The following is a 24276-nucleotide window of genomic DNA, read 5'->3' as shown; positions in this document are numbered from 1 at the left end:
GCTCCCGATGACGCGATTGGCCACCACGGAATCTGGAACCGTTCAAGCCACGATTATCCCAGTGCCGCAGAGCCATTGATCAGGACTACGGCGCCCAGAGCGAGGATGAGTAGCGAAGCGATGACACCGATGACGCGAGTAGCGCTCAGGCTCACCGACGCACCGACGCTCGAACCGACCCCGGCGAGTAGGAGCTGCCAGGCGAGCGAGGAACCGCCGACCGCGACGGCGAAGATGATTGACCCGACCCATGAGCCACCGGAAGTGGTCACCGCGCCGGACAAGGCGACGAAGTACACCAGAGTGATTGGGTTGATCGCGGTGAGTCCAACGAACCGGCCAAACGCCCTGCGCGCAGAGGCTCGTTCGACTTCCTGCGCTACTCGGGAATCTTGCTTCAGGCCCTGACACAGCTGCCTCAAGCCTATTGCGACGATCAACAGTCCCGAGGCGAGCAGGAAGGCTCCGCGGTGATCATCGATCACCCGAGCGAACGTCGCGCCGGTCAGCGCCGCGATGGCGCAATAGACCAGGTCTACCGTCGCTATCCCGGCGGCTGCGCCGGCGGCCACACGGAACCCATTCACCAGTCCCTCACGCAACAACAGCGCCGCGATTGCGCCCAACGGCATCGCCACGCCGAGTCCGGCGACGACCCCCGCGGCGGCCGGGGTCCACATCTCATCCAGCATTGGCCCAGTGTGAGGAAGTGTCCGCTAGCGGCACCGACAGATTTACCGCGGTGCAGCTAATCTGCCAAGCATGGATCGGATAGACGAGCAGATTCTCGGACTGCTTCGGGAGAATGCCCGCCGTTCGTTCAGCGAGCTTGGCCGTCGGGTTGGGCTGAGCACGAACGCCACGGCGGCCCGGGTGCGACGGCTGGAAACCGACGGGGTCATCCTCGGCTACACCATCCTCGCCGGCCAGGACGTACCCGGTCCTCGCGGCGGCCTTGAGGTCTTCATCGACGTCCGCCTCGATACCGAGACCGACTACGACACCTTCACCACGCTAATCGAGACCGACCGACAGGTCGTTGAGGCAATCCACATGACCGGCCCCTACGACTACCTACTGCGGGCATACGTCCCGGACACCCGCGCGCTGGATCTGTTGCTACGCCGACTAAAAAAGAAGTGCGGGGCGGCACAGACACAAACGCGCGTAGCCCTGCGCGCCCCCTGACACTTCTTGCCAAGAACAGAACGCTTCCGCAATACCACTACACCCTCGACTGCGAAGAGCGAGCAATCGTTCCGCCTGGTATAGGCTGCCGGCGACTTTGTGCTGACACCACATCGACACGAGATCGCAGCATGGCGAATCGGTGGGGGCGATTGAGGCGGTGTGCTTGTATATCGAGACTTTTGGGCGGGCCGACGACCGCCCAGTGCTGCTCCTTCACGGCGGAGGCGTTGGCGGTTGGATGTGGAATCCAACCGTCGGGCACATGACCACGGGAGCACGCTTTATCGTCCCGGATCTACCTGGTCACGATCACAGCGCCGATCAGACCTACCAATCCCATGATCAGACGGTTTCGGAGCTGATCTACCTCATCGAGAAAGAGGCGACTACCCAGGTGGCAGTCGTCGGGTTCTCACTCGGCGCTCAACTTGCGGTGCTGCTCGCCTCAAGACGACCAGACCTCGTTGAGCGCGTCGCAGTAGTGAGTGCTCAAGCTAAGCCCAGCCGGGCGCCCGCCTTGACACTTGCTCTGCTCGCCGCGACGGCTAACCTCGCAAAACATCACTGGTTCGCCAAACAACAGGCCAAGGCGCTTTTTGTCCCGGCAGGGCTCATGACCGAATACCTCCGCACGTCCTCGAATCTTTCCAAGGAGACACTGCTTGCCGCGGTAGGTGAGAACATGCGCTTTTCACCCCCTCCAGAATGGCCGTACTTTCCTGGCATGTCCTTGATACTTGCAGGGGAGCGCGAGCGAGATGTTATGCAGGTCTCTGCTCAACTCCTCCATAACGCACTTCGGGGTAGCCGTCTGGCGATCATTGACGGGTGTGGGCATGGCATTCCGTTGCAGCGGCCTAGATGGTTTGCGGAGAGAATCTGCGCGTGGCTCAGAGAGCCCCCAGTGTGAAGGCAGCTGTCGGTGGCGTTCGCCGCCTACTCGCGAGATCACGAGACCGCGTCGATGCGCCGTTGCTGGTCAACGGGCGCCGCGTTGCGGCCACGTCGAGGCTCCCGCTAAGAGGGATGCGCGCTGTAACGCCCAAAAAAGGCCGGTCAACGGATGGACACTGAAGATGGAAGTCAGGGCTTAGTGCCGGCGATTACAGCGTCATATGCACGGAGCAGATTGGGTACCTCGTACTCCCACGCAAGTTCATCCTGCACACGGGTTAAGCCGAACGCGCCCATTCGTTCTCGGCGCTCCGGGTCATCGAGGAGCTCCGTGATCTTTTGTGCCATGTCAACTGCATCGTTCTTCGCCGCGTATAGCGACGCTTCACCGGCTGAGTATCGACCTTCGGTCAGGTCGAACTGGACGATCGGCTTGCCGAGTGCCATGTACTCCATGATTTTGTTCATCGTCGACTTGTCATTCATTTCATTCGCCACGTCTGGATTGACACAGACGTCCGCGCTGTTGAGCATGTCGAGGAGTTCGTCATCGGGAACGCGGCCGGTGAAGGTGACGTAGTCCGCGACGCCGAGAGTGACTGCGAGACGCTGCATCTCATCCAGCGAAGTACCACCTCCGACCAGGCCGAAGTGTACGTCCTCACGACCCATGTCCTCCACGATGTGCTTAGCTGCGAGCAAGAGGAGGTCGATTCCCTCTTGTTTGCCCATCACACCTACATAGCCGACCAAGTACTTTCTGCCGCATTTCAACGCGGGCTTGGCGGGAACGATCTTGAGCCGGTCAAGCATCGGCCCGCTGCGCACCACGAATACGCGCTGAGGATCCATACCGCCCCTCTCAATAGCGATTCGGCGGTAGGACTCGTTCGTTGCGATTGAGATATCGGCCGTTCGGAATGTCGCCCGTTCTAGCCAAACCATCAGTTTCCAAAAAATGTCCCTGCGCCCGAACTTTGCTTCATATAGCTCGGGGTTGATGTCATGGTGATCAAATAAGAAACGGGTCTTGGCGAAAATCTTGAAGAATCCGCCCACCAGGAAAAGGAAGTCAGGCGGATTGCAGGCATGCACGACATCAAAACCGCGCTCATTTCGCACTTTGAAAGCCAAACGGAAAGTATGCCAAAGTGCCGTGGAGTATTCAGCCAGATAGCTGAGAGCTCCATTTCCCTCGGTCGGCAGGCGATAGCGGTAGATATAAATCCCGTCAACAATTTCTCGCGTTTGTTCGTAACCTTTGCCTGTAGGGCAGATTATGCTGACCTGCCAACCGTGGGCATGCAACGTAGTAGCCTCTTGCCACACACGTCGGTCGAATGGCGAGGGTAGATTTTCGACCAAGATCAGAACGCGCTTCGCGCCGCCCCGCCGATCTGGTAACGCTGACCTCACCAACAGATCCCATCGTAGTTGTTATCGCTGACACGTTCATCCACCCGCACGAGATCGATTACCATTTGGTCGTTTCGTGCGCTTTCAACTGCAGATCTAAATTCGTCGGCGCCGTTGCCTACCACAATGGTCTCTGCGAACTCCATCACCTCGTCGACAGTTTCCACCATCAGTCTGGATATATGCGGAATGTGATTGAGGATATAGTCGCGGTTTGCTCCCGTCAGCGCTGCCATGCTGACATTGTTGTCGTACAACCGGAGGTCGTATCCTTTTCCGAGAAGGTGCTCGATCACATCGACGATAGGCGATTCGCGCAGGTCGTCGGTGCCGGCTTTAAACGCAAACCCCAGAACTCCGATCTTGCGCTTACCTTTCGAGGTGATCATCGTTATCGCGCGATCGACTTGGCGGCGGTTGGACGGCAGGATCGAATTGAGCAGCGGCACATCAAGGTCCAGATCGCGGGCCTTATAGGTCAGCGCACGCACGTCCTTTGGTAGGCATGAACCGCCGAATGCAAAGCCGGGCTTCATGTAGTACGCCGACAGATTGAGTTTAGTGTCTTTACAGAAGATCTCCATTACCTGTCTGCCGTCGATTCCGGCAGCTTTGCTGATCGAGCCGATTTCGTTGGCAAAAGCGACTTTTACTGCATGCCAGTTGTTGTCGGCATATTTCACCATCTCAGCGACTTCTACTGATGTGCGGATCACTGGCGAATCTAGGTCACCATAAAGGGTGACCAGTGGTTCGCCCGCTCTGGCATCCGTCTCACCAATCACAGTTTTAGGTGGATGATAGTAATCCCACACTGCGGTACCTTCGCGGAGGAATTCCGGATTATTGCAAACACCGAAGTCGGTGCCGGCCACCTTCGCGGAGGCGGTTTCGAGAGTGGGGATCACGACACCGCGCATACTCCCCGGCAGCATTGTCGACCGAGCCGCGACGACATGGTAGGAGCCCTTTTCCCGGAGCGCCTCGCCGATCTGTTCGCATACGCGACGCACGTAGCTGAGATCAAGATTCCCGTTCAGCTGGCTAGGCGTACCAACGCAGATCAACGAAAGATCACTGGCGTGAACCGCTTCGGCGGCATTGGTGGTCGCGTGGAGTCGGCCGGACTTCACTTCGGTCGCGATCATTTCGCCGATATCAGCTTCGATAATTGGCGTCTGACCGGCGTTTATGAGGTCGACTTTTGTTTGGTTGGGGTCGACGCCGACTACGTCGTGGCCGTCAGACGCCAAGCATGCCGCCGAAACGGCACCAACGTAACCCAAGCCGAAGATGCTTATCTTCATATGCCCCCCTGTCATCGATGATCTTAGAAGAATTCAAGTGTTGCCGTCGGATCAACGTGCACCGTCCGAGTAAGTGTGCAGGCTGCTCGACCGTTGGGGTCTGAAGTGGCGATGCTTGGACGCTGGATCGCGCTGCCCGTCGCAGGGTACCGCTTTCGGCGTCGACATGTGATTCACGCGCCGCGAAGTGGTGCGGCGCTCCTGCTCTAGTGGCCGAGGGATCAAACTTCCTGTGGGGCAAGGTAATCAGGTGCCGATGTCGCTGTGATGCACCCCCTATCGCAAGATTCTGTTGCTCAACAGCGGAGCGCCGAGGCCGCGATGACCAGTCGTCGTTTGGGGCGGTGACTGCGTTTCTCGGGCCCGACGCCGCGGTTCGGCAAGTGGCTGTGCCCGACAGCGAAGTGCCAAGCTCAGAGGAATTTATCGGTATTGCTGTCTTAGCTGGACTCTTCGGGATGGGCCAGCAAAGCGCGCAGCGATCTGCTTTGGCAACGTGTGCTCTGCTCGATGAGCTGCACTCGAACAGAGGTGGTTCAGGGTCGGCCTATCGAGTCTGTTCTGGCCTCTCACGGGCATGCGGTTCTGCGGTGATAGTGCCTTCGACCTGCGGAGATCGATGTTCGGATGATCTCGCCGTGGCGTCGTAGTGCGTGGCGACGCCTGCCGCGATACGTCGATAGCGGGAAGGTCTATCGCCAGCGGGCCGAAGAACGTCGGCGGTTCCTGGCTAGCCAGGAACCTCGACAGATTCCGGTAAGTCGCTCGCCGCGGCTCCGAATAGGCCCAGACGGGTCACGCGTTGCGACACGCCGGGGGTATTCGGGTTCTTCTCAACGCGGACGCTTCGGCGGTTCATCACGGTCGTTGTCGGTGGCGCCCCTCGCAAGGAGGCGCACAGTAGCTACCGACCTGAGTTCGCAAAGAGTTCCACTATAGGGAAGCAACTTCGCTGCTCGATCGTCTGAGCAAACTTCGCCGCTCACTGTGGCTGGTCGAGCCGAGCTGAAGGTAAAGAGACGAAAAGGATTTCGGCAAGTACAAGTGCGGCCGCACGGCCTTGCGTCGTGCTGTATTGGGGGTCGGCAGAAGTTCGGGCAAGTGACACCTGACGATCATCGGGATCCTGGTGAACGGTCTTGCGCGACAATCGGTTCGATGCGCCAGAGATGGTATTAGAGAGTAGCGCTTCGGTGCTGCTCGTCTCGCTAGGCATCGGAAGTTGCCACCGAGTCAGCTTTTTCAAGTCGCACTTGGACACAGCCGTCGATGGGGCCGTCTTCTCGTTGCTGAAATCGGAACTGCTGACGCTCAGCGCTTTCGGTGGTCTTGGTGACCGTGAGCCGTCGGCGCTTGCCACGGGTGTGTGCTTTGACGGCTGTCATTCAGGCTCATCTGGAGACGCTTGAACGCCAAGGCCCCAGCGGTCTTTGACAAGCCGCAGATCCTGAGGCTCGGGAAGAGCCGGCTACCGACTGATACCCGCGTCCGCACCGGGCGGGACAGCTGAGTTGCTTGTATCTTTGTCCTCGTGAAACTGGGGGAATTCGAACAACGTTGGCGCAAGATCATCGAACGCAGTGCAGTCAACGGGCTGCCGGATGCATGATGTCGGGTGGTATTTTCGTCGCCTCCGCGCCATGCACGCCCGGGAGCTGATCTGGCGTTCAAGAAGTATGGCCCGCAGTCGACTTACCCGTAACCGAAGTGCTTCAAGCGGGGCCTCGTTGGCAACTGGACCCAAAGATTGGGCAGCAGCGCTGAAACTGTTTCGTGACGGCACAGAGCGGCCGGTACTTCTGGATCGCGAACAGGCTCAACGTATCTCGGAAGAGCATCCAGACTATGTAGCCGACTTGGTGAGTGAAGCTGATCGAGTCGCTGACCTCTGCTTTCGGTTTCCCGGATATCCAGAAGTCTCCCTAAGCCGCCCCATCGATTGGAATTATGAGCCGATCACAGGGCAACTTCTTCCGACTCGTCCTTCGGACCGAATCAATTTTCGGACGCTTCCGGGAAAAATGGGGTTGATGTGGCGGCTCCATCGGCTACAACACCTGCCTTGGTTGGCGCAAGCTTGGCTGTTCACGAACGACGACCGCTACTGCGCGGCGGCGTTCGAGCAACTGGATAGCTGGATCGACCAAAATCCTCCCGGGCACGGCATCGCCTGGTCAGGCGCGATGGAAACGGGCCTCCGCGCTATCGCCATCACGATCGCTATGCAGGGCTTGCGTGACGCGCCTCAATTGACGCCCGAGCGGTTTCGCCGAGTCGTCGATGTCTTGTCCGAGAGCGCACGGCGATGCTGGGAAGATCGGTCTCGTTTCAGCTCTGCGAACAACCATCTAATCGGCGAGATGGCGGGTCTCGCTGTTGTCGCCATCATGTTCCCAGAACTACGCGAGTCTCGGAAGTGGGAGCGCTCCGCAATCGAGGTTCTCTCAAATGAGGCTGGTAAGCAGGTGCTTGCCGACGGCGCGGCAGCTGAGCAATCGATTTGCTATCAGCTGTACACCGTCGAGTTGCTCCATCTGGTAACTGCGCTCCTGATTGGGCGCGACGGCTCGGCCCCAGTTCCGCTGGTAGAGGCCTTGGGCCGAAGCTGCTCCTTTTTGGCTGCTTTGGCAGGCAAAGGAGATCCAGCACCGCGTTATGGCGACGACGACGAAGGATTCGCTTTGCGGCTTGGTGTTCAGCCGGCGCGTACGGTGCACGATCATCTTGGCATCGTCGCCACATCTGGCCGGTGCGCTGCGCAGATTGACGCGGGCCGTGACAGCCTTGACGCACAATGGTTCAGAGCTCTCGCACAGTCTGGATCTACGTCCAACAGGCTTCTGAGCTCTGCTGAACCGGACTTCGCTCGCGCGCCAAGCTTTGTCGCGCCTCATGGCGGACTGGTCGTGTTGCGCAACGAAAATCGCAGAATCACGATGGACGTCGGACCTCTCGGTTACCTCTCGACCGCAGCGCACGGGCACGCAGATGCTTTGGCAGTGACTTTGAGCGAGGCCGGTGAGGATTTGATCGGCGATCCAGGAACAGGGAGCTATTACGGCCATCCGGGTTGGCGCACCGTCGTGCGTGGAACGCGTGCGCATTCGACCGTTTGTGTTGACGGGCAGGATCAGTCGGTCGTTGCTGGCCCGTATTTGTGGTTGCAGCACGCCGGGGTGGAGATTTTAGGAATTGATCTAGAGGCGGGCGTCGTTGACGCCAGGCACGACGGCTATGCGCGCCTCCGGGACACTGTTATTCATCGGCGCTGGCTCATAGCTCCGCCGAACGAGCGCTCGCAGCTGATTATCGACCTCATCACGGGTAAGGGGTCGCATTCGTGCGAACAGAACTGGCCGCTACATCCGAGCCTGGACGTCGTACCGGTTAGCGATGGACACATAGCTTCCTGCAGGGGATCCGAGGCGCTGCGGTTTCATTACGCAGCAACGCAACCACTGACCGTTTCAGCTGTCCGCGGCGACGAAGAATCCAACAGAGGTTGGTGGTCAGACCCCGCGGAAGGTCGGACACCGGCTTGGTGGCTCAGTGCCAATTGCCTGTCGGAGTTGCCCGTCGTCATGGTTGCGCTAATTTCATCTGATGAGGGCGACATCAATGAAAGTCTGTCCGTCAAATCTTTGAAAAGCCAGATCGTTGTTCAGTGGGTGGACGGTGAACGCAGTCGTAATGCCGTCGTTGATATCGACAAACCGGCATCCGTCTTGTTGGGGTAAGAACAAGCAATCGATACAACAAAAATTGGCTTTTGCGGAAAAAAAAAATTAGCTCACTTACCAAGCTGTTGGTGTTAGCGACGTTGTCCTCTAAACGCGATCGATTGCTCATAGCACGCTGAATCAGAGATTTTCCAAGAATCGTCTTCTATCGGTCCCGATTAATGGAAGTGATCTCTATACTGGACTTTTGAACCGCAGGGTCAACTGAATGACGCCCGAATATCCTCGGCCTTTTCTTCTGGGAAGTAAAAAGTATTCTTGGCACCCAGTTCGCCCAGGATCATTCGACTGTTCGTATACGATGCGCGACGATATCCTTCCGCGAAGAGAATATCCTCATGCAGGAATTCGGAATTATTCTCGAGGAGGAAAGTCGGGCGATGATTGCGTATCGTCTGAAGTCCACCTCGCAACACGCTTGCTTCATAGCCCTGAACGTCTATCTTGACCAGATCGGGAGAGGTCTCCACTTCGTCCCATATGCGCACTTCGCAACGTATTTTCTCGATCTTCAAATGACGTTCTTTAAATCCATAGATATGCTCCGAATTGAGCCAGTCATGCGCTGAATCATAGTCAAATGACGCCAGTCCATCGAACATAAAGCCGCGGTAAAATGGGACGAAAAGGTCGAAGTGACCGTTTTCATGACCTAAACCAAAGGGATGAATGGTCACGGCAGGATCCTCAGAGTACTGCTTGACAAGTCTCCGCACTAAAACTGCGCTCGGCTCGAAAGCTAGTATTGGAGTCGCCTTTTGATACAAACGAAATGAATCAATGGTTTGTCCGCGGTTGGCACCGATATCAAGAAATTGACGCCCGGTTGCTACCGGAAGTTTCTCAAACGCTCGATAGCACGAATCAGAGGGGCTATGGCGTATTCTACGTAGCTCTCGCTGGCCCCACGCTTTGATATCGACCAGGGGTGCGGCGTAGGTCTGGGCAGTTCTGACTGCCTTTTTCAACTCCAACGTTCCTCCACGATCCTTATCTAGAACTTGTTGTCACCGATTAATCTAGCACCATTTGCTACGGCCCAACCGAGTGGAAAGATCTCAACAGGGCCGCCAACGGTGTGCCGCCGTTTTCCCGTCTAAGGCGATGCTGGGGCCAGAGTCCGGTGAGGTTGAGCGCGTGGAGGATCTTGCAGTTCAGCCTCTGAGATCGTCGGCGGCTCGACCTAGTTGTCGGGGCAGCGCATGAATGATGTGATCATATTGCACTGCAACAGAATCAGTCCCTGGCTAGTCATCGTTTGGATGAGGCAACACCGGCAACGAGGCTAGGAGTCGCCCAGCAGTATCTGCGGACAAAGCGCGATCGCCAACCGCCACGGCCGACGGATGGTGCGATAACTCACAAAGGTGTCGACGAATTGCGGATGCTCCTCGACAATGATCACCGGGGTTGTCGATCGCCTGGGTTGCCTTTATGCAAGCTTGGGTGGGGGCCACCGCCCACCGAAAGTCAAGAGGCGGAAGACGTTAGCGGCCATCGAGTCCCGATTGTTAGGCTATTGATGGACCGTGGTGCCATCAGCCATTGCTCTGCAGCGGCTAATAACGTATTCAGCTGAGCTTCGGTGGGGCCGCACGAAGAACAGTAACAGGCCCTTTGAAAGATATTTGCTAGATCTCCATGACTCCCGCCCTGGGAGCGTGAGTTAGGACAATCGAATGATGCGGCTATCGAGACAGGTCGTCTTCGTGGCGGATCGGGTGAAGCCACGTCTTGGCATGGAAAAAGCTATCGAGGCTTTGCTGGAACTGTTACCAGCCGGACAGGTCGAGCTTGTGGTGATTACTGGGGCGCCCCCTGACAACGCAGCGTATCCAGTGACAACGTTGGACCAGCAGGGTGGATGGCGAGGACGTCTGTTGGCATTGCGGAAGCTGCGCAGGATCGCGAAGAGTCGATCTGAGGCGGGTGCCGTCGTTATCGCGGCAGGCTCATGGGCTTTCGTCGCGCTGGCTGCCGCAACTGTCTTCTCAGATTTCAAGTTGATTCTCTGGGAGCACAGCATTCTCCCTTGGCGGCTGCGAAACGAGTGGCGAGTGACTATCGCGGCGGTTGCCCTACGTCTCTTATCGTTTCGGCTGCAGGCGGCGGTCTGTGTCAGTGGATCAAACCGTGCCGCAGTTGCGCGCATTGTGTGGCCGCTGAAGCAGCTGACCGTGATACCTAACGTAACCGCAGTCACTGGAAGTGAACCTGCTGCGGGTGGCCATAATTCCAACACTCGATCTGCGGCCAGGCTGGTGGGCGTTGGCTCGCTGATTAGACGCAAGAATTGGGAGCTCGCCATACGCGCGATGCAGTACCTTTCCCAGGAATGCAGCCTGGAAATCGCAGGCGCCGGGGAGGAGTACGACCGGCTCAGCGCCTTGATCGAGGAACTGTGTTTGACGGATCGCGTCCGGCTCCTCGGATATGTCGCCGGCGGAGACCGTCTCATGTCGGACGCCGATATTGTTGTCCATCCATCATTTGCGGAAACCTTTGGCTACACAATGGTTGAAGCGGCGGAAAAGTGGCGGCCAGTCGTGGTGCTGGACATGCCCGCAATGAATGAAATGGTGCCGATATTCGCATGCGGGGAACGTGCGAAGCCGGTACCTGCAGAATTTGCGCACGCTATCGAAAGAGCCCGCACTTCGATTTATGACTACGCGAAAGTTGCCCGGGCTCGCGAAAAACAGTTAAGTCACTCCTCCATCTTGGATTCTTGGAACGCATTAGTGTCCGGCCTCAAAAAATGAAACGGAATGTTGTCGAACTCGCGACTGATCAGGGCGTCTCAAGTCTGACCACACTCGCGCTGTCTGTATATGCTGCGCGAGATGCGTCAGTTGATCACTTTGGCGTGTTCGCAGTGGCCTATGCCTTGTCGTGGATTCTTTTAGGAGTGAGCCGCGCATTCTTGGGTGAAGTCAGCCTCATCGACGGTAGTGAGAAGCTTGACAGCACCGCCGACTGGCGATCATTCAGTTCGGCGACAGCGGTTTTCGCCGGAACTGTCTCGGGCATCGTTTTCTTAGTCGGGTTCAGCCTTACATCTTCAACTGATGCCATCTGGATTGGATGGAGCTTCGCCGCCGCTATGCCGTTGGTGGTCCTTGCCGACTCACTCCGGTATGTCGCGTTCACAGATGAAGTGCCCCGTAATGCGTTGATTTTGGACACGCTCTGGCTATTCGGAACATTACTGGCGCCGCCGGCGATTGCTGTCTTGGGTGTGCCTCCCATTGCGTCTGCGATCCTCGGGTGGGGACTGGGCGCAACCCTTGGCGTGGGCTTTGCTTTGATCGGACAAGCCCGACTGAGGCCAAGGCTCAAGGGAGCCTTTAAATGGGCGGCGCACCAACGAGTCACGAGAACGCAGTATGCGCTCGATTTTCTCGCAAACAATGGTATCGGACAAGCTGTCACGGCGTTGGTGCCTGTGGTTTCGAGCCTGGCTGTGGCTGGAGGCCTTCGCGCCGGTGCCATTATTTTGGGTCCGCTGAATGTCGTCTATTCGGCGCTGATCGTGTTCTTGATTCCGCGAATCCGAAGATCGAAGACACCGCACCGGATCTTGCCAAGTCCGGCTCCCGTTGTTTTGGTTGCGTTAGCGATATTCTGCGGACTCTTTGCATTGGCAGTCTTGCTCATTCCCGATTGGCTGGGTGAGTTTCTACTCGGACCGAGCTGGGAAGCAGGGCGCTCTGTCGCGCCTTTACTTATCGCCGCTTATCTCCTGCAGACTTTGGCGCAAGTTATGGTGCAGGTAATGAGGCTTCGAGGCTCAGCGGGATTAGTGGTGCGAGTCAGGATGTTCGTGGCCGTATTAATGACGGTCGGGGTTCTTGCCGGCGCAGCCCTCTTTGGCTTGATGGGTGCAGCTAGCGCATTCGTACTCGCCCCCCTAATTTCAATCGTTCCGTGGTGGTTCGCTCTTGTGCATTCAAAACGAACGTTTAGAGATGAAGGCTCTTGAGTCGCTTTTTTATGGTTACGGCCAATCACCGCTTTGCTGCGGCACACAGGGCTGAGTACGTTTTGGCATCCAGGTGCCAAGACCCCGCCGGCGTGAGATATCGAAAATGCTGAGCCCAACTAGTTCAAGCCGACTTGCAAAGATTCTGAAGAATGCACACTCTGCTCTTGCGTTATTTGTTTATCGCCACGGTAATCGGCTAGCCAAGATTGTGCTTTGCGCTAGAGGGCTGTGGGGGAGATCTTCATTACTTCAGATTAGCTCTGCGTTACTATGCTGTCCGCATTACGTTCGAAGGTATTCATTGCCCGCCTTCGTGAGGACAGCTCTGCGCGGCTCTTGCCTGAAGGCATAGCCGGCGCGGCCTTTGGCAGTTCACTGCTTGGAGATTGCTGAGCTTCCTGCATCATCACGTACAGATATCCGAGGGCGAGTGCAACAATAATCATTGACCTCTGTTCGCCGTAGACATTTGTGTTGTCCGCCATGCCGTGCATAAAAACCCATGCAAGCGCGTACACCGCGATCATCGCGGTACGACGATCGCGAAGTGTGGCTTGTGCCGTTGCGACATGAAAGCCCATGGATAATGACATTGCGATGAATGCAATGACCAAGATTGCAGCCACGACGCCCGAATATGCCCACGCGGCAAGAATCAAGTTGTGTGGGGGAAGATCCGGGCGGTCGGTGAATCTAGCGATTTCTACCGTCCACCCGCCAAAGCCAACGCCCGAAAAAGGCGACGCAAAAAACAACTCCTGGGCGCCCCGCCACAGCGGTTCGCGTCCAGCAAGGCTGTCGCTCGAATCGGTGTAGAACTTCGGAGCAACCTGCTCCAACAACGCCGACGCGCCAACGGAGGTGAGCAACCCTAGAAGCACAATGGTGACGCCGACAAGCGCAAATCCGCGCTTGAGCATGTGCGGTAAGAGGAGTGTCGCGACAACGCACCCCGCACCGACAACGAGAGCCGTCTTCGAACCTGTGAAGAACGTACCGGCGAGTGACAACGCCGCAACCGCATAAAGCCAACGACGTCCGGAGCGGCGAGCAACGACGATAAGTACAAGGGCTGTGATTCCGCCGAACAGAGACGCCACATTACCGTTCACGAAGAGTCCGCCGGCCTTGTTCGCGTAGAGAACGTTGTTCCGCATGTCCGTAAACAGGTGCGCCGCCTGTGGCCCTACGAAAATCGCAGCCAAGTTGGAGCGAAGGAACTGCTCTTCAATATCAGGGCTGATCCGGAAAACAATTGTGAGTGCCGATTGTGCTGCGACCCCGGGAATGGTCCACAACATAATTGTGTCGAGTAGCTTGGGCTCGTCGCGCGCTAGGACGACCACCTCGCGTAGCCAAAGTGCAAACAGTGCGCCGCGGGCTGCGGTCGAGGCTCCGAACTCCATCCCAGAGGGGAGTGCCCACAACAAAGAGGCTGCGGTGATCGCGACAAACATACTCATGACGACAACTAGGGGACTGTCCGCCCGTGAGCGCCCACGCGTAAGTAACCCGGCGACGCAGGTAGCCGCTGTCCAGAGCACAGCGAGTGTCGCTAGCTCCACTTGAGGGAGTCCTGGGACCCACACCTGGGGAACGACGAGTAGCGCTACCCCTATGAGTCGAATGCGATGCGGCACAACCACATTGAGGAGTAACGTGAGGAGCGCGGCGCCCACGCCTAGGAGCACGTCTCTTCCCCTTCTGTAACGATCTGGGCCAGTGATTAGCTGGTCCGTCTTCGTGATTATGGGGACATGCCTGAATTCCCCTCAGGTGCCCGATGATACGAAGCCAAAGCAGCATTATGACACCCACGATCGCATGACGCGCAACCGGAAAAGTGTTAGCTCGCTGGTCATGCGATCTTCACCGACTGGCCCGGCGGGGCTGGCCTGTCGTAACTCCGGTGTACGCGACTGCTCAGCTGAAGTACGAGCTTTTGTTGCTAGATATCGGTTGAACGTGCGAGCTGCCATGCGGGTGTGCTGCCCTGGGCAGAATTGGGCGGGGCGGATGCTGTAGCCCCGACGTTGCCATCGTCGAGCCTTCGCATCAATGTTGTCGGCATGGCACAGCAAGTTCCGATGAACGCGCTCGAGAGCGTGAGGCCGATGGGGCCGAGTTCATGCTTGCAGAATTTGGTGCTGCGCCTGCTGACAGTCTGGTCAGTCTCCGCATGCCCAGCAGGACATAGACTTTCGTCAATCTGACGCATCGACGAAGTTGGATTCCACGGCGAGGTTAGCCGCGACAGGGGTGAGCCCCAATGTAATATGACGCGAGCGTGGGAACGGGCGCGTCTTGAAGGTCAGCGAATCATAGGGGTGGGTACGAGCGTGAAGTCGATCTGTAACAGAGTTCTTGCGGTGGTGGTCGCAGTGCTCGCGGTGATGGTGACGTTCGGTACGGCGGATGCACTAGCGCAAGACCCATACGTCGGGCGGACCTACGCCTACGTCTCAGACAGGATTGCGAAGTACGGCGGGACTCCTGTGATTTCAACCGTGGTCGGATCCGAACTGGGGACAAATGATTGCATCGTAACGTCCTGGCGACGTCTGACGTACGTTCGTAATACCGGCTTCAGTCACAACAACAACTACTCGATCGCACTCAACTGTAGTGCGAAACTTGCCCACGCTGGGCAGCCTGGCAACTCATTGATGTCGCCCGCAGGCCAAGAGGAAAAGAAGAATGAGATTAGGGCTCAGCGGTTGAATAGCCATCCCGAAAGATGCTCAGCCAATTTGAGCGCCTGCAGAAAATTCTGCGATGCGAACGTCGGAAAGTGCTCGGACGAGGTCCTGGCGCTGATCTGACTCCCGCACTAGTGCTGCAGCCGTAGATCGCGGCTGATGAGAATCTGAGTGTCTGTGCTGCTCGGTGCGGTCACCGCTGCCTTGTCCGGAGTTTGTGGAGACATCTGAACACGGCACCTTCGGGGCTGCGGCTCACAACGTAGACCCTGAGTGGCGGCTAGCTGAGCTCTCGGCAGTGATGGGTCGGATCGCGCCGCGTTTCGCTTGTCACGACCCGCTGTGCACCTGGTGGCGGTGGCTGCGCAGCGCAGCCGCATCGAGGGATCATTCCGAGTCGCCAAAGGCCCGGTCGGTCTCGACCTTTATTAGTTTGGTGCATGCGTTCGCGGGTATTGCGGGGTCACCGTCGCCATACTCGCCCACACCTGCTGGGCTGATCACGTTGACGGTCAACGAGTTTCGTTCGCTCTCTGTTAGTCACAACAGTCGCCGTCGCCACCCCTGCAGGCCTAGTCGCGATAGCGACGACGACTCTAATGCCGAGCGAGCCCGATGGTGCCAGTACCGGCGATGCCAGGAATCAATGACTCCGATCCGCGGCGACAGTATTGGAGAGACCGATCGCGGTTGCTTGTCTCCTTGGGGCGCCGGCCGCCAAGCGGACTAGTAAGCCGACGTCTTGCTGGATGGTTCAGCCCGCCAGCCACAGAACTATTCACCCACTCACGGGCGCCTTGCCCCAGGGAGTGAGCCAGGACGTGGGCTCCCAATCCTCCAGGCCGGCAAGCAACTCGTACATCGTGGCGCCGTCGATGCTCTCGCGGATGATGTCGCCGTGCCCGGCATGCCGGGCCAGTTCCTCGATCATGTGGAACAACACCCACCGCACCGACCAGGCCTCGATATCTTTCGGGAACCACGGCGCGTCGCGGGGAACCGGGATGGCGGCACTCAGATCGGCCGACTCCGTGACCCGCAGCGTCTCGGCATTGACCGCCTCGAATTTCGTCAGGATCTCGGCCAGCGTCTCATCGGGTTTCATCACAAACTCGTCGACATACTCGGCCTGGCGCTGTTCGGTCGGACGGTCATCGTCGGGCGGGGCCTGGGGCGCTGCTGCCACGCGCTGCATCCACGTCCGTTGAACACCCGTGGCGTGCTTGATCAGAGCACCGATGGAGAGCGCGCTGACGGTGGGGGTGGCACGGGCCTGCTCGTCGGTCAGCCCGAAGGCCAGCGCGTGGTACGCGTACTGCTGCTGTGTCAGGTAATCGCGCAAGCCTTGACGTTCATCGGCGACGGGAGGCGGCATAGCGGGCATTTCAGGTCTCCTTACAGTTTCGGTGGATCCACCGTCTCACCCGATAAGGACAGTTTCTGTCCTATGAGCACGGTGGGCTGTGTGGGGAGTTCAACCGCGACCCGCGAACTGAGCTGGAACGGGCCCAGTGCCAGTTGCGGTGGTCGCCCGCGTCACTACATTCACGTTGCGGCACAACGTGTTTCACCGGCCGGTGGCTATCGAAGCTGGCTCGGCGGACGTGGGCATCGGTGCTGACGGAGCTGACGGTTTCCCACTGCCGATGCCCTAGCTGGTGTGGGGTGGCCGTGATGTGGAGGTCGGCGAGCCGCTCAAGATCATCGCCGGTGCACGGCCGATCGGTGCGTCACTGCGTCCGACGGCAAACGATTAGGCGCTGATAAGCGTAGCCCGAATTATTCAGATAGCAAATTATAGAGTTAGTGGACCCGTGCCAAAAAACTCGCACCAACATAAACGTCAATAACGGCCCCACTTAGGTTTTTCTCAGGTAGCTTTTGTTACATCAGTGTTTACTCCGAGAGGAATTACCTAATGCAAATCTCACTACGATCACAGATGTTGGCCGGAGTAGCGCTCGTCGGGGCGACCGCGATCGCCATCACGCCCATCGCACCGTCAACCGTCCAGTTACCCGCACTGCACTCGCTGTCGCCGGCGGTATCGCTCTCCGCTTTCGGCTTCGACAATCCAGTGACTGCGGTTTTAGGGACTCTCGACCTGGTCAACACCAACTTTTGGGACACCGAAAGCACCGACATCCTGCCGAATTCCTTGGATCTCTACCAAGGCATGGTTCCGCAGTTCATCTACGACCATCTGCCCATCCTGTCCCAGTTGGGTTACAACGGATCCGATTTCATCGGTAGCTCGGTCTACAACCTGTTGACCGGCCCGGATTCCAGCCTGGCGGTCCTCAGCGATGCCGCCTGGGGTCTGCCGGATGCGTTGCTTTACGCAACGCAACAGGCGCTGGCAGGGAACATTCCCGGTGCGCTCGCCACCCTTACTGCCGCCATCATCACGCCCATCCAAGCTGCCGGCACGACTGCTCTGAACGCGGGTGCCTATGTCTTCAACGGGGTTTTGACCAACCTCTCGAATGTGATCGCGACCATTCCCAACCTGGTGGGCGGCCTCGCCAACACCACGATCGGCGCGGTTCAGCTGGTGCTCGGAAAAGCGATCCAGGTCGGCACGGCAATCCTCACCGCGGCCGCCAGCCTTGATGCGCAGGGAGTCTGGAATGCCGGCGTTGAGGGACTGCTCGGCCCGACGGGCCTTCCCGGCCTGGTGGAACAGCTGACCATCGGTGGTGGCGTCCAGGTTCCCGTCCCGACTGACCCCACGAACGAGGAGCCGCCCACGACGGTCTACCAGCCGAGCTTTCGGGTATGGGCGAACAATGCGGTCTACGAGGTCGCCAACGCTCTCGGCGGCAACTTCCCGACGATTGATCTGACCACCAATCCGATAATTGCTTCTGCTGCGCCGTTGGCGACGGCGGCGCCGGCGCTTTCGTCGGATGCTCCCGAGGTCCAAGCCACTTCGGAAGACGTGAGTGCTGGTGGTGCGAGTTCCGCTGATGCCAGCCCGGTCAAACCCGCCCCGTTGGTGAAGAGTGCCAGCTCAGCGAAACCGGCTGCCACGCCCACTGGCGGTAGCTCAGCGAAATCCGCTGCTGCGGCCGGCAGTGAAGACAATTCTTCGGCGTCGGTGGGTAAGACAAATAGCGGCAGCTCAGCGAAATCGGGACCGAAAACGACCGGCGGTAGCTCAGCGAAATCCTCCGCCAAGGCGGTCCACGCTGCAAACTGAGATTCGCGTATAACGAGGTGCCCCTCCCATCGGGAGGGGCACCTTTGTTTGCGACCTCACTGTCGTCACCGTCAGCGTGCTCCCAGTGAATGAGTCCTACCAGTTTCAGAGTCTTGAAGCCCGGTCTCGGGCGAGAAGGGACGTTGAAACCGATGGCCCGTCGGAAGCGGCATTCCGTGGAGGACATTGTGCGCAGGTGTGAGCGGTGACGGCCGAGGCCGAAAACCTGGGTCTCGACCCGATAGTGGTCAGGAGCCGCCAAGAGAATTAGCGCGCATAGGCAGGGCGGCGACGACTGCGGTCAGCACGCCGACTTCCACCGGTTTCCGCGCCACTGGCAGGGACGACTGAAATGTGCCGTCCTGCTCAGTTGCTGATGATGCTCCTGTTTATCGGATGCTCGGTTCACCGATTCGTCACGGCGCTACCACTGCGGACTCGGTGCGTCCAGAAAGCGGTGCGCCGTCTCAATCCTTTCCGCACGTTGCGTTTCCGGGATCCAGGTTGCTACCTCCGCTGAGCTCGGCGAGTCGTGACAGATTTGCCGCAAGACGGGGGTTAGGTTGACGCGATGGAACGCGACTGCACGGGTGGTCACCGGGCAGTGACGCGGCGGAACGCCCTGAAATGCGTAGCAGCCGCTCCAGTCTTGCTGGGGCTGGGTGGATTTGCGCCAGTGCTCGGTGACGGCTCGGCGCGGGCGTGGGCCGATACCGCGTTGGCGGAGGCAATCAATGTGCCCGGCCTGCAGCCGCGGATCATCAGTCGTGAACAGTGGGGCGCCGATGAGTCGATGCGACACGGAACTCCGCTGTACGACAGCGGAATCAAAGCTGGAATAGTTCACCACACGGCCACCGATAACGATTACTCTCCGGCGGATGCCGCAGGTATCGTCCGCTCGATCTACGCCTACCACACCCGCACTCTGGGCTGGGAGGACATCGCCTACAACGCTTTGGTCGACAGATACGGGCAGATCTTCGAGGGTCGGTACGGGGGCGTCACCCGGTCGGTGGAGGGCTCGCACACCGGCGGGTTCAACCGCAACACCTGGGCGGTGTCGATGATCGGAAATTTCGACGCCGCCGCACCTACACCTCCGCAGTTGCAGGCGGTGGGGCTGTTGTTGGGCTGGCGATTGGCCATGGACGGCATCGACCCCAAAGGCACTGTGCGACTGACCTCTGCGGGCGGCCCCTACACCCGAATTCACGCCGGTCTTACCCCAACCCTGCCGAGCATTTTTGCCCACCGCGATGTCGGTGACACCGCCTGTCCCGGCAGCATCGGGTACGGATGCCTCGATCAGATTCGTGATATCGCTGCCCGGTTCAACAAACCGGCCAGCGCCGCCGATCTCGCGGCGGCGATGCGCGGCGGCGCCATCTACGCTCGGTGGCAGGCCATGGGAGGAATGAACAGCGCACTCGGTGCGCCCACCTCACCGGAGACGCCCGGCTTCGGGTCGTCGCGATACGTCACCTTCGACCGCGGCGCCATGTACTGGTCGCCCACCACCGGCGCAGCACCGGTCACCGGAGCCATCTACGACGCTTGGGCGACACTGGGTTTCGAGCGCGGAGCACTAGGGTTGCCGACCAGCGGCGAGATCCAGGAGCCGCAGTGGATTGGCCAGAACTTCCAACACGGGACGCTGAACCTCGACCGGCAGACCGGGACGATCACTCGGGTGATGGAAGGGGTCGCGCAAGTGTTGCCGCCTCTGTCTGCCAGTGGGCCGCCAGTGCAACTTGAGAGGTTCTCCCCAGCTCGCAATCGAGTCTGAACCTCCGCACCACGTCAACGAGATGTGGCAGGTCAGGTGGAGCTGATTGTTGTTGCCGCAGCTGGGTATTCAGCCTGCCGGGCAAGACGCGGAGGTTCCAGCGGCCGTCTTCGATCCAGTTGCGTACGGCGCGTAGGTCGGTGCGGTTGCAGGTCGGTCAGCCAGCGCGTCTCCGTGTGCCAGCTCCGACAGAAAGGTCGACGCATCGACCACGGTCGCCGTGGTGTCGAGCCGGGCCAGGTCACTCAGGCTGGAGCCGTCCTCGAACCGGAAGTCCTTGCGGGGTAGACGGATTCATCACTCAGCGCGGCCCATAGCGGCGACGGAACTTCTCGACCTGGCCGGCGGTATCGAGGAGACGTCGATTCCCGGTCCAGAACGGGTGCGAATCCGAGGTCACGTCGACGACGATCAGCGGATAGGTCGTCACCACCCCGTCGGGTGCCTGCCAGTCGATGGTGCGCGAACTGGTCATGGTGGAACGGGTCAGGAAAGCCGTCCCGGTGCTGGCGTCCTGGAAGACCACGGGGTGATAGTCGGGGTGGATGCCGGGTTTCATCGGATGTCTCCTTGGTCTTGGCTCTGGTGGGTGGCGGCGTCGCCGATGTCGGTCGCCCGCTCGGGGCAGGGTTCGGTGTGCTCGTCGCCGAAAGGGTCTGGGTAGGTGGGCCACTGCTGACCGGCCACCAGCACTACTGGAGTGCGCATCACCTTCACCGCTATTGCAAATGATTGTCATTATGCGTGACCGTACGCTACCGTCTGAACCGGCCGTTGTCGAAAATGATTGTCATTAACGTTGAGAAGGGGGAATCCGCGTTGTCCGCGCATTGCCAGGTCGCTGGCCGCAAACCCAGCTTCGGGAACACCGTGTCGCATTCGCATCGACGTAGCCGTCGGCGGTGGAATCCCAACATCCAGACCAAGACCTATTACCTGCCGTCCGAGGGGAGACGGATCACGCTCAAAGTCAGTGCCAAAGGCATCAAGGTGATCGACCGCGATGGCATCGAGGCGGTCGCTGCCCGCCTGCGTGCACAAGGACAGAAGCTCTGATGGCCCGCAGCACCGACATCCGCCCGGTCGTCAAACTTCGCTCCACCGCCGGCACCGGATACACCTACGTCACCCGTAAGAATCGCCGCAACGATCCTGACCGGCTGACCTTGACAAAGTACGACCCGATCGTGCGTCGGCACGTCGAGTTCCGCGAGGAGCGCTGAGCTGATGGCCAAGAAATCCAAGATCGTCAAGAACGAACACCGCATCGCGATGGTTGCGCACTACGCCGAGCGCCGGGCCGCTCTCAAAGACACCATCCGGCGGCCCTCGAGCACCCAGGCCGAGCGAACCGCCGCGCAAGCCGCCTTGCAGCAGTTGCCCCGCGATGCCAGCCCGGTAAGGGTTCGTCGTCGCGATTCCGTCGACGGCCGCCCACGCGGGCACCTGCGCAAGTTCGGCCTGTCTCGCGTCCGGGTTCGGGAGCTGGCGCACCGCGGTGAACTCCCCGGTGTCCGCAAGGCCAGTTGGTAACCGCGATGGCAACTCGCAAGAGACCCCAGACGCGGCGAAGCCCGGTGCCGGAGCCGCCCCGAAAAAAGCGCAATCCGCTGTTGGCGGCCGGCGTCACTGCAGTCGACTACAAAGACGCGGCGCTGTTACGGACATTCATCTCGGAACGCGGAAAGATCCGGTCCCGCCGCGTCACTGGGCTAACGGTGCAACAGCAGCGCAAGGTCGCGATGGCGATCAAGACCGCTCGGGAGATGGCGCTGCTGCCCTTTCCCGGCGGCTGATCGCAGGTTCTTATGCGCGCAGCGCCACCGCCTGTTTCGTCCCTGGATTGCCGGCGGTCGTCGGTAGCGGAGCCGAGAACGCATGGGTCCGCTGCGGACCGCTGCGGACCGCTGCAATGAGGCGCAATGCGGACTCCGGCACATCCCATTCGGCGCAAGATCTGTGTTTCCGGTTGCGGGGTTGCGCGGAAAGTGTCTGTCTGAGAGCCGTTTACCGCGCGCTGCGCCAGTACCGACCAGGATGACGCCGTAACAACACCAATTCAGCTCGACAGCGAGAACCGATGACGATGGTTGTACACGGACTACTGGCCAAAGTGGCCGCAACGGTGGTGACCGGGACGGTTGGTGCGGCCGCCTACGACCTGCTTCGGCCAAAGCGCCCGTCCACGAGGCGGCTGTCACCATCACCGAATGGGAACTGCGTGGTATTCGCAAAGCCGAAGAGGGCGCGGAGTCGGCCAGACTGAAGGTCGCCGACGTGGTATCCGAAGCGCGCGAACGCCTCACGCCGAGACCGCTGCGGCGGTCGCTGCCGAGTTGGGTATCGATGAATGGCGCGCTGAGGTGCTACCGGAGGACAAACTCGACGTCGTCCGGTCGCTGCAAGTCCCAAGGTCATCAGGTGGCCATGGTCGGTGACGGCGTCAACGACGCGCCTGCGCTGGCGGCAGCCGATATCGGCATCGCGATGGGCTTGGCCGGCACCGACGTGGCCGTCGAAACAGCCGATATTGCGCTCGCGGGCGACGACTTGAACCGCGTCCTCGATATCCGTGAGCTGGGCGGACACACCGTCGACGTCATCCAACAAAACTCCGCGATGTCCATGGCCGTCAATGCTCTGGGGCTGCTCTCGGGCTGCTCATCGGTGCCAGCGGCGCCCTGCCGCCAGTCCTGGCCGCGATTCTGCACAACGCCTCCTCCGTTGCCGTTGTCGCCAACAGTTCACGCCTGATCCGGTACCAACTCCCGGCCTGACCGACGTTCACGGCCGGTTCATCCTGCTCGTGCGTCACCTGACCAGATGTCGTTATCGGCTCATACAGTTGTCAGCAATCTCCCGCTGCGCCTCATCTGTCGGACGAGAGATTCCCTGCGGGAATGACACCAACTCGAGAAGAACATCGATGACACAGAACTGAGAAAGCCGACATCATTGCAGGTCAGATGGTGACCACAGGTCACGAAAATCGAGCTCCTACAACGACGAGCAGGGTCCTGCAGTTGCTGGGACTTCTGCAGTCGCGGCGAGTCTGGACCGGCGAGGAACTGGCCGAGCGGCTCGGTGTCACCGGTCGCAGCGTGCGCCGCGATATCGAACGGCTGCGTGACCTCGGCTATCCGGTGTCGGCCAGCAAGGGCCACGGCGGTGGCTATCAACTGGGAGCGGGCGCGGCATTGCCGCCGCTGCTACTCGACGCCGACGAGGCCGTCGCGATGGCAGTCTGCCTACGGCTGGCCGCGGGCGGTAGCGTCGCCGGAGTCGGGGAATCCGCGCTGCGCGCGCTGAGCAAGCTGGACCAGGTGATGCCCGCGCGATTGCGATCGCAGGTCGCGGCGGTGCACGACGCCACGGTTACGCTCACCCCCTACCCGAACAACCCGGTCGATCCCGACGTATTGATGACACTGGCCCGGGCGTGCCGAGATCACGAGCACATTGCCACCGGCTACACCGACCTGCGCGGGAATGTCACTCAGCGCCGGCTCGAGCCCTATCAGTTGGTGACTACCGGGCGGCGCTGGTATCTACTGGCCTACGACAGGGACCGAGAAGACTGGCGTAGCCTGCGGCTTGACCGGATGTCGGAGGTGCTTGCCCGCGGCACCACCTTCAGCGCGCGCGAGGCTCCCGACGCCGCGGCCTACATCAGCCGCTCGATCAGCAGTTCGCCGTATCGGTACATCGCGCAGGTCCGCTATCACGCGTCAGCAGAGTTTGTGGCTCAGCACTTTTCACCGGCGGCGGCGACCATCGAGGCCGACGGACCGGAAGCCTGTCTGGTCACTGCCGGGGCCGACGATCCGCAGCAGTTGGCGCTCTATCTGGCGATGGTCGGGTGTGATTTCGACATCATCGGGCCACCCGAGGTGATCGCCGGCGCGCAGTCGATGGCCGAACGACTGCGTCGCGCAGCATCTGGCGGCGGGTAGCCGGCCGGTCGGCGGAACGTCGCAGCCGCAGCCGCAACAACAGCAGCCGCCGGTGCGCCTCGAATGACAGAGCGAGCGGATCGGTCCTCATGATGTCTCC

General features: G+C 59.7%; 20 protein-coding genes and 3 pseudogenes. 14 read left to right on the top strand and 9 right to left on the bottom strand.

Annotation, left to right across the window (positions count from 1 at the left end; translation table 11 throughout):
• Positions 1 to 53 precede the first annotated feature (53 nt).
• Positions 54 to 692: a LysE family transporter gene (locus H7J73_RS16075; RefSeq protein ID WP_264068446.1), complete on the bottom strand. Its 639-nt coding sequence runs from the start codon at positions 690 to 692 to the stop codon at positions 54 to 56.
• Positions 693 to 762: 70 nt separating this feature from the next.
• Here H7J73_RS16075 and H7J73_RS16070 point away from each other — a divergent pair, with 70 nt between their 5' ends.
• Both H7J73_RS16070 and H7J73_RS16065 read left to right on the top strand, forming a co-directional pair.
• On the top strand, positions 763 to 1188 hold the full coding sequence (locus H7J73_RS16070) for an Lrp/AsnC family transcriptional regulator (protein ID WP_264068445.1): 426 nt from the start codon (positions 763 to 765) through the stop codon (positions 1186 to 1188).
• 142 nt (positions 1189 to 1330) lie between these two features.
• The gene (locus H7J73_RS16065; protein ID WP_308207421.1) at positions 1331 to 2101 is read left to right on the top strand and encodes an alpha/beta fold hydrolase; all 771 of its coding nucleotides are present in this window, start codon (positions 1331 to 1333) and stop codon (positions 2099 to 2101) included.
• Between the two features lie 173 nt (positions 2102 to 2274).
• Here H7J73_RS16065 and H7J73_RS16060 read toward each other — a convergent pair whose 3' ends face one another.
• Both H7J73_RS16060 and H7J73_RS16055 read right to left on the bottom strand, forming a co-directional pair.
• Positions 2275 to 3414, bottom strand: coding sequence for a glycosyltransferase family 4 protein (locus H7J73_RS16060; protein ID WP_353961997.1), 1140 nt, complete (start codon positions 3412 to 3414; stop codon positions 2275 to 2277).
• Positions 3415 to 3497: 83 nt separating this feature from the next.
• Positions 3498 to 4808 (bottom strand): nucleotide sugar dehydrogenase, encoded by a 1311-nt coding sequence (locus H7J73_RS16055; protein ID WP_264068442.1) that lies wholly within the window; start codon positions 4806 to 4808, stop codon positions 3498 to 3500.
• A 1727-nt stretch (positions 4809 to 6535) separates the two neighbouring features.
• Here H7J73_RS16055 and H7J73_RS16050 point away from each other — a divergent pair.
• Positions 6536 to 8545, top strand: a complete 2010-nt coding sequence (locus H7J73_RS16050; protein ID WP_264068441.1) for a heparinase II/III family protein — start codon at positions 6536 to 6538, stop codon at positions 8543 to 8545.
• 203 nt (positions 8546 to 8748) lie between these two features.
• Here the strand turns inward: H7J73_RS16050 and H7J73_RS16045 are convergent, their stop codons facing one another.
• On the bottom strand, positions 8749 to 9522 hold the full coding sequence (locus H7J73_RS16045; protein ID WP_264068440.1) for an FkbM family methyltransferase: 774 nt from the start codon (positions 9520 to 9522) through the stop codon (positions 8749 to 8751).
• A gap of 735 nt (positions 9523 to 10257) precedes the next feature.
• Here H7J73_RS16045 and H7J73_RS16040 point away from each other — a divergent pair.
• Together H7J73_RS16040 and H7J73_RS16035 are read left to right on the top strand one after the other, a co-directional pair.
• On the top strand, positions 10258 to 11310 hold the full coding sequence (locus H7J73_RS16040) for a glycosyltransferase family 4 protein (protein WP_264068439.1): 1053 nt from the start codon (positions 10258 to 10260) through the stop codon (positions 11308 to 11310).
• The gene (locus H7J73_RS16035) at positions 11307 to 12530 is read left to right on the top strand and encodes an MATE family efflux transporter (RefSeq protein WP_264068438.1); all 1224 of its coding nucleotides are present in this window, start codon (positions 11307 to 11309) and stop codon (positions 12528 to 12530) included. The genes H7J73_RS16040 and H7J73_RS16035 overlap by 4 nt, the downstream gene beginning before the upstream one ends.
• A gap of 257 nt (positions 12531 to 12787) precedes the next feature.
• Here the strand turns inward: H7J73_RS16035 and H7J73_RS16030 are convergent, their stop codons facing one another.
• Complete coding sequence (locus H7J73_RS16030; protein WP_264068437.1) at positions 12788 to 13996, bottom strand: O-antigen ligase family protein; 1209 nt, start codon at positions 13994 to 13996, stop codon at positions 12788 to 12790.
• Positions 13997 to 16010: 2014 nt separating this feature from the next.
• Entirely contained in the window at positions 16011 to 16616 is a 606-nt protein-coding gene (locus H7J73_RS16025; protein WP_264068436.1) for a DinB family protein, read from the bottom strand.
• Between the two features lie 558 nt (positions 16617 to 17174).
• Here H7J73_RS16025 and H7J73_RS16020 point away from each other — a divergent pair.
• Complete coding sequence (locus H7J73_RS16020; RefSeq protein WP_264068434.1) at positions 17175 to 18434, top strand: hypothetical protein; 1260 nt, start codon at positions 17175 to 17177, stop codon at positions 18432 to 18434.
• Between the two features lie 676 nt (positions 18435 to 19110).
• Positions 19111 to 20223: an N-acetylmuramoyl-L-alanine amidase gene (locus H7J73_RS16015; protein ID WP_435405505.1), complete on the top strand. Its 1113-nt coding sequence runs from the start codon at positions 19111 to 19113 to the stop codon at positions 20221 to 20223.
• A gap of 141 nt (positions 20224 to 20364) precedes the next feature.
• Here the strand turns inward: H7J73_RS16015 and H7J73_RS33990 are convergent.
• The 3 genes and pseudogenes from H7J73_RS33990 to H7J73_RS16005 all read right to left on the bottom strand — a co-directional run.
• Positions 20365 to 20496, bottom strand: a pseudogene (locus H7J73_RS33990) (GTP-binding protein); the annotation flags it as partial.
• Between the two features lie 28 nt (positions 20497 to 20524).
• A complete protein-coding gene (locus H7J73_RS16010) occupies positions 20525 to 20782 on the bottom strand; it encodes a type B 50S ribosomal protein L31 (protein ID WP_264068433.1) in 258 nt (85 codons plus the stop codon).
• Positions 20779 to 20931, bottom strand: coding sequence for a hypothetical protein (locus H7J73_RS16005; RefSeq protein ID WP_264068432.1), 153 nt, complete (start codon positions 20929 to 20931; stop codon positions 20779 to 20781). The genes H7J73_RS16010 and H7J73_RS16005 overlap by 4 nt, the downstream gene beginning before the upstream one ends.
• 111 nt (positions 20932 to 21042) lie before the next feature.
• Here H7J73_RS16005 and rpmB point away from each other — a divergent pair, with 111 nt between their 5' ends.
• The 7 genes and pseudogenes from rpmB to H7J73_RS15970 all read left to right on the top strand — a co-directional run bounded on the left by rpmB (position 21043) and on the right by H7J73_RS15970 (position 24176).
• Positions 21043 to 21279 (top strand): 50S ribosomal protein L28, encoded by a 237-nt coding sequence (rpmB, locus tag H7J73_RS16000; RefSeq protein WP_264068554.1) that lies wholly within the window; start codon positions 21043 to 21045, stop codon positions 21277 to 21279.
• Complete coding sequence (gene rpmG / locus H7J73_RS15995; RefSeq protein WP_264068430.1) at positions 21279 to 21446, top strand: 50S ribosomal protein L33; 168 nt, start codon at positions 21279 to 21281, stop codon at positions 21444 to 21446. The genes rpmB and rpmG overlap by 1 nt, the downstream gene beginning before the upstream one ends.
• Before the next feature lie 4 nt (positions 21447 to 21450).
• Positions 21451 to 21756 (top strand): 30S ribosomal protein S14, encoded by a 306-nt coding sequence (rpsN, locus tag H7J73_RS15990; protein ID WP_264068429.1) that lies wholly within the window; start codon positions 21451 to 21453, stop codon positions 21754 to 21756.
• A gap of 5 nt (positions 21757 to 21761) precedes the next feature.
• Positions 21762 to 22019, top strand: coding sequence for a 30S ribosomal protein S18 (gene rpsR, locus H7J73_RS15985; protein ID WP_264068428.1), 258 nt, complete (start codon positions 21762 to 21764; stop codon positions 22017 to 22019).
• Between the two features lie 290 nt (positions 22020 to 22309).
• Positions 22310 to 22539, top strand: a pseudogene (locus H7J73_RS15980) (DUF1490 family protein); the annotation flags it as partial.
• A pseudogene (locus H7J73_RS15975) lies at positions 22494 to 23000 on the top strand (HAD-IC family P-type ATPase); the annotation flags it as partial. The pseudogenes H7J73_RS15980 and H7J73_RS15975, both read left to right, overlap by 46 nt.
• A 189-nt stretch (positions 23001 to 23189) precedes the next feature.
• Positions 23190 to 24176, top strand: coding sequence for a helix-turn-helix transcriptional regulator (locus H7J73_RS15970; RefSeq protein WP_264068427.1), 987 nt, complete (start codon positions 23190 to 23192; stop codon positions 24174 to 24176).
• Positions 24177 to 24276: the final 100 nt, after the last annotated feature.

The organism is Mycolicibacterium komossense, from assembly GCF_025822605.1.
GTDB lineage: Bacteria > Actinomycetota > Actinomycetes > Mycobacteriales > Mycobacteriaceae > Mycobacterium > Mycobacterium komossense.
The sequence above is the reverse complement of the archived record's forward strand: the minus strand, read 5'-3'. Positions and strand labels throughout refer to the sequence as shown.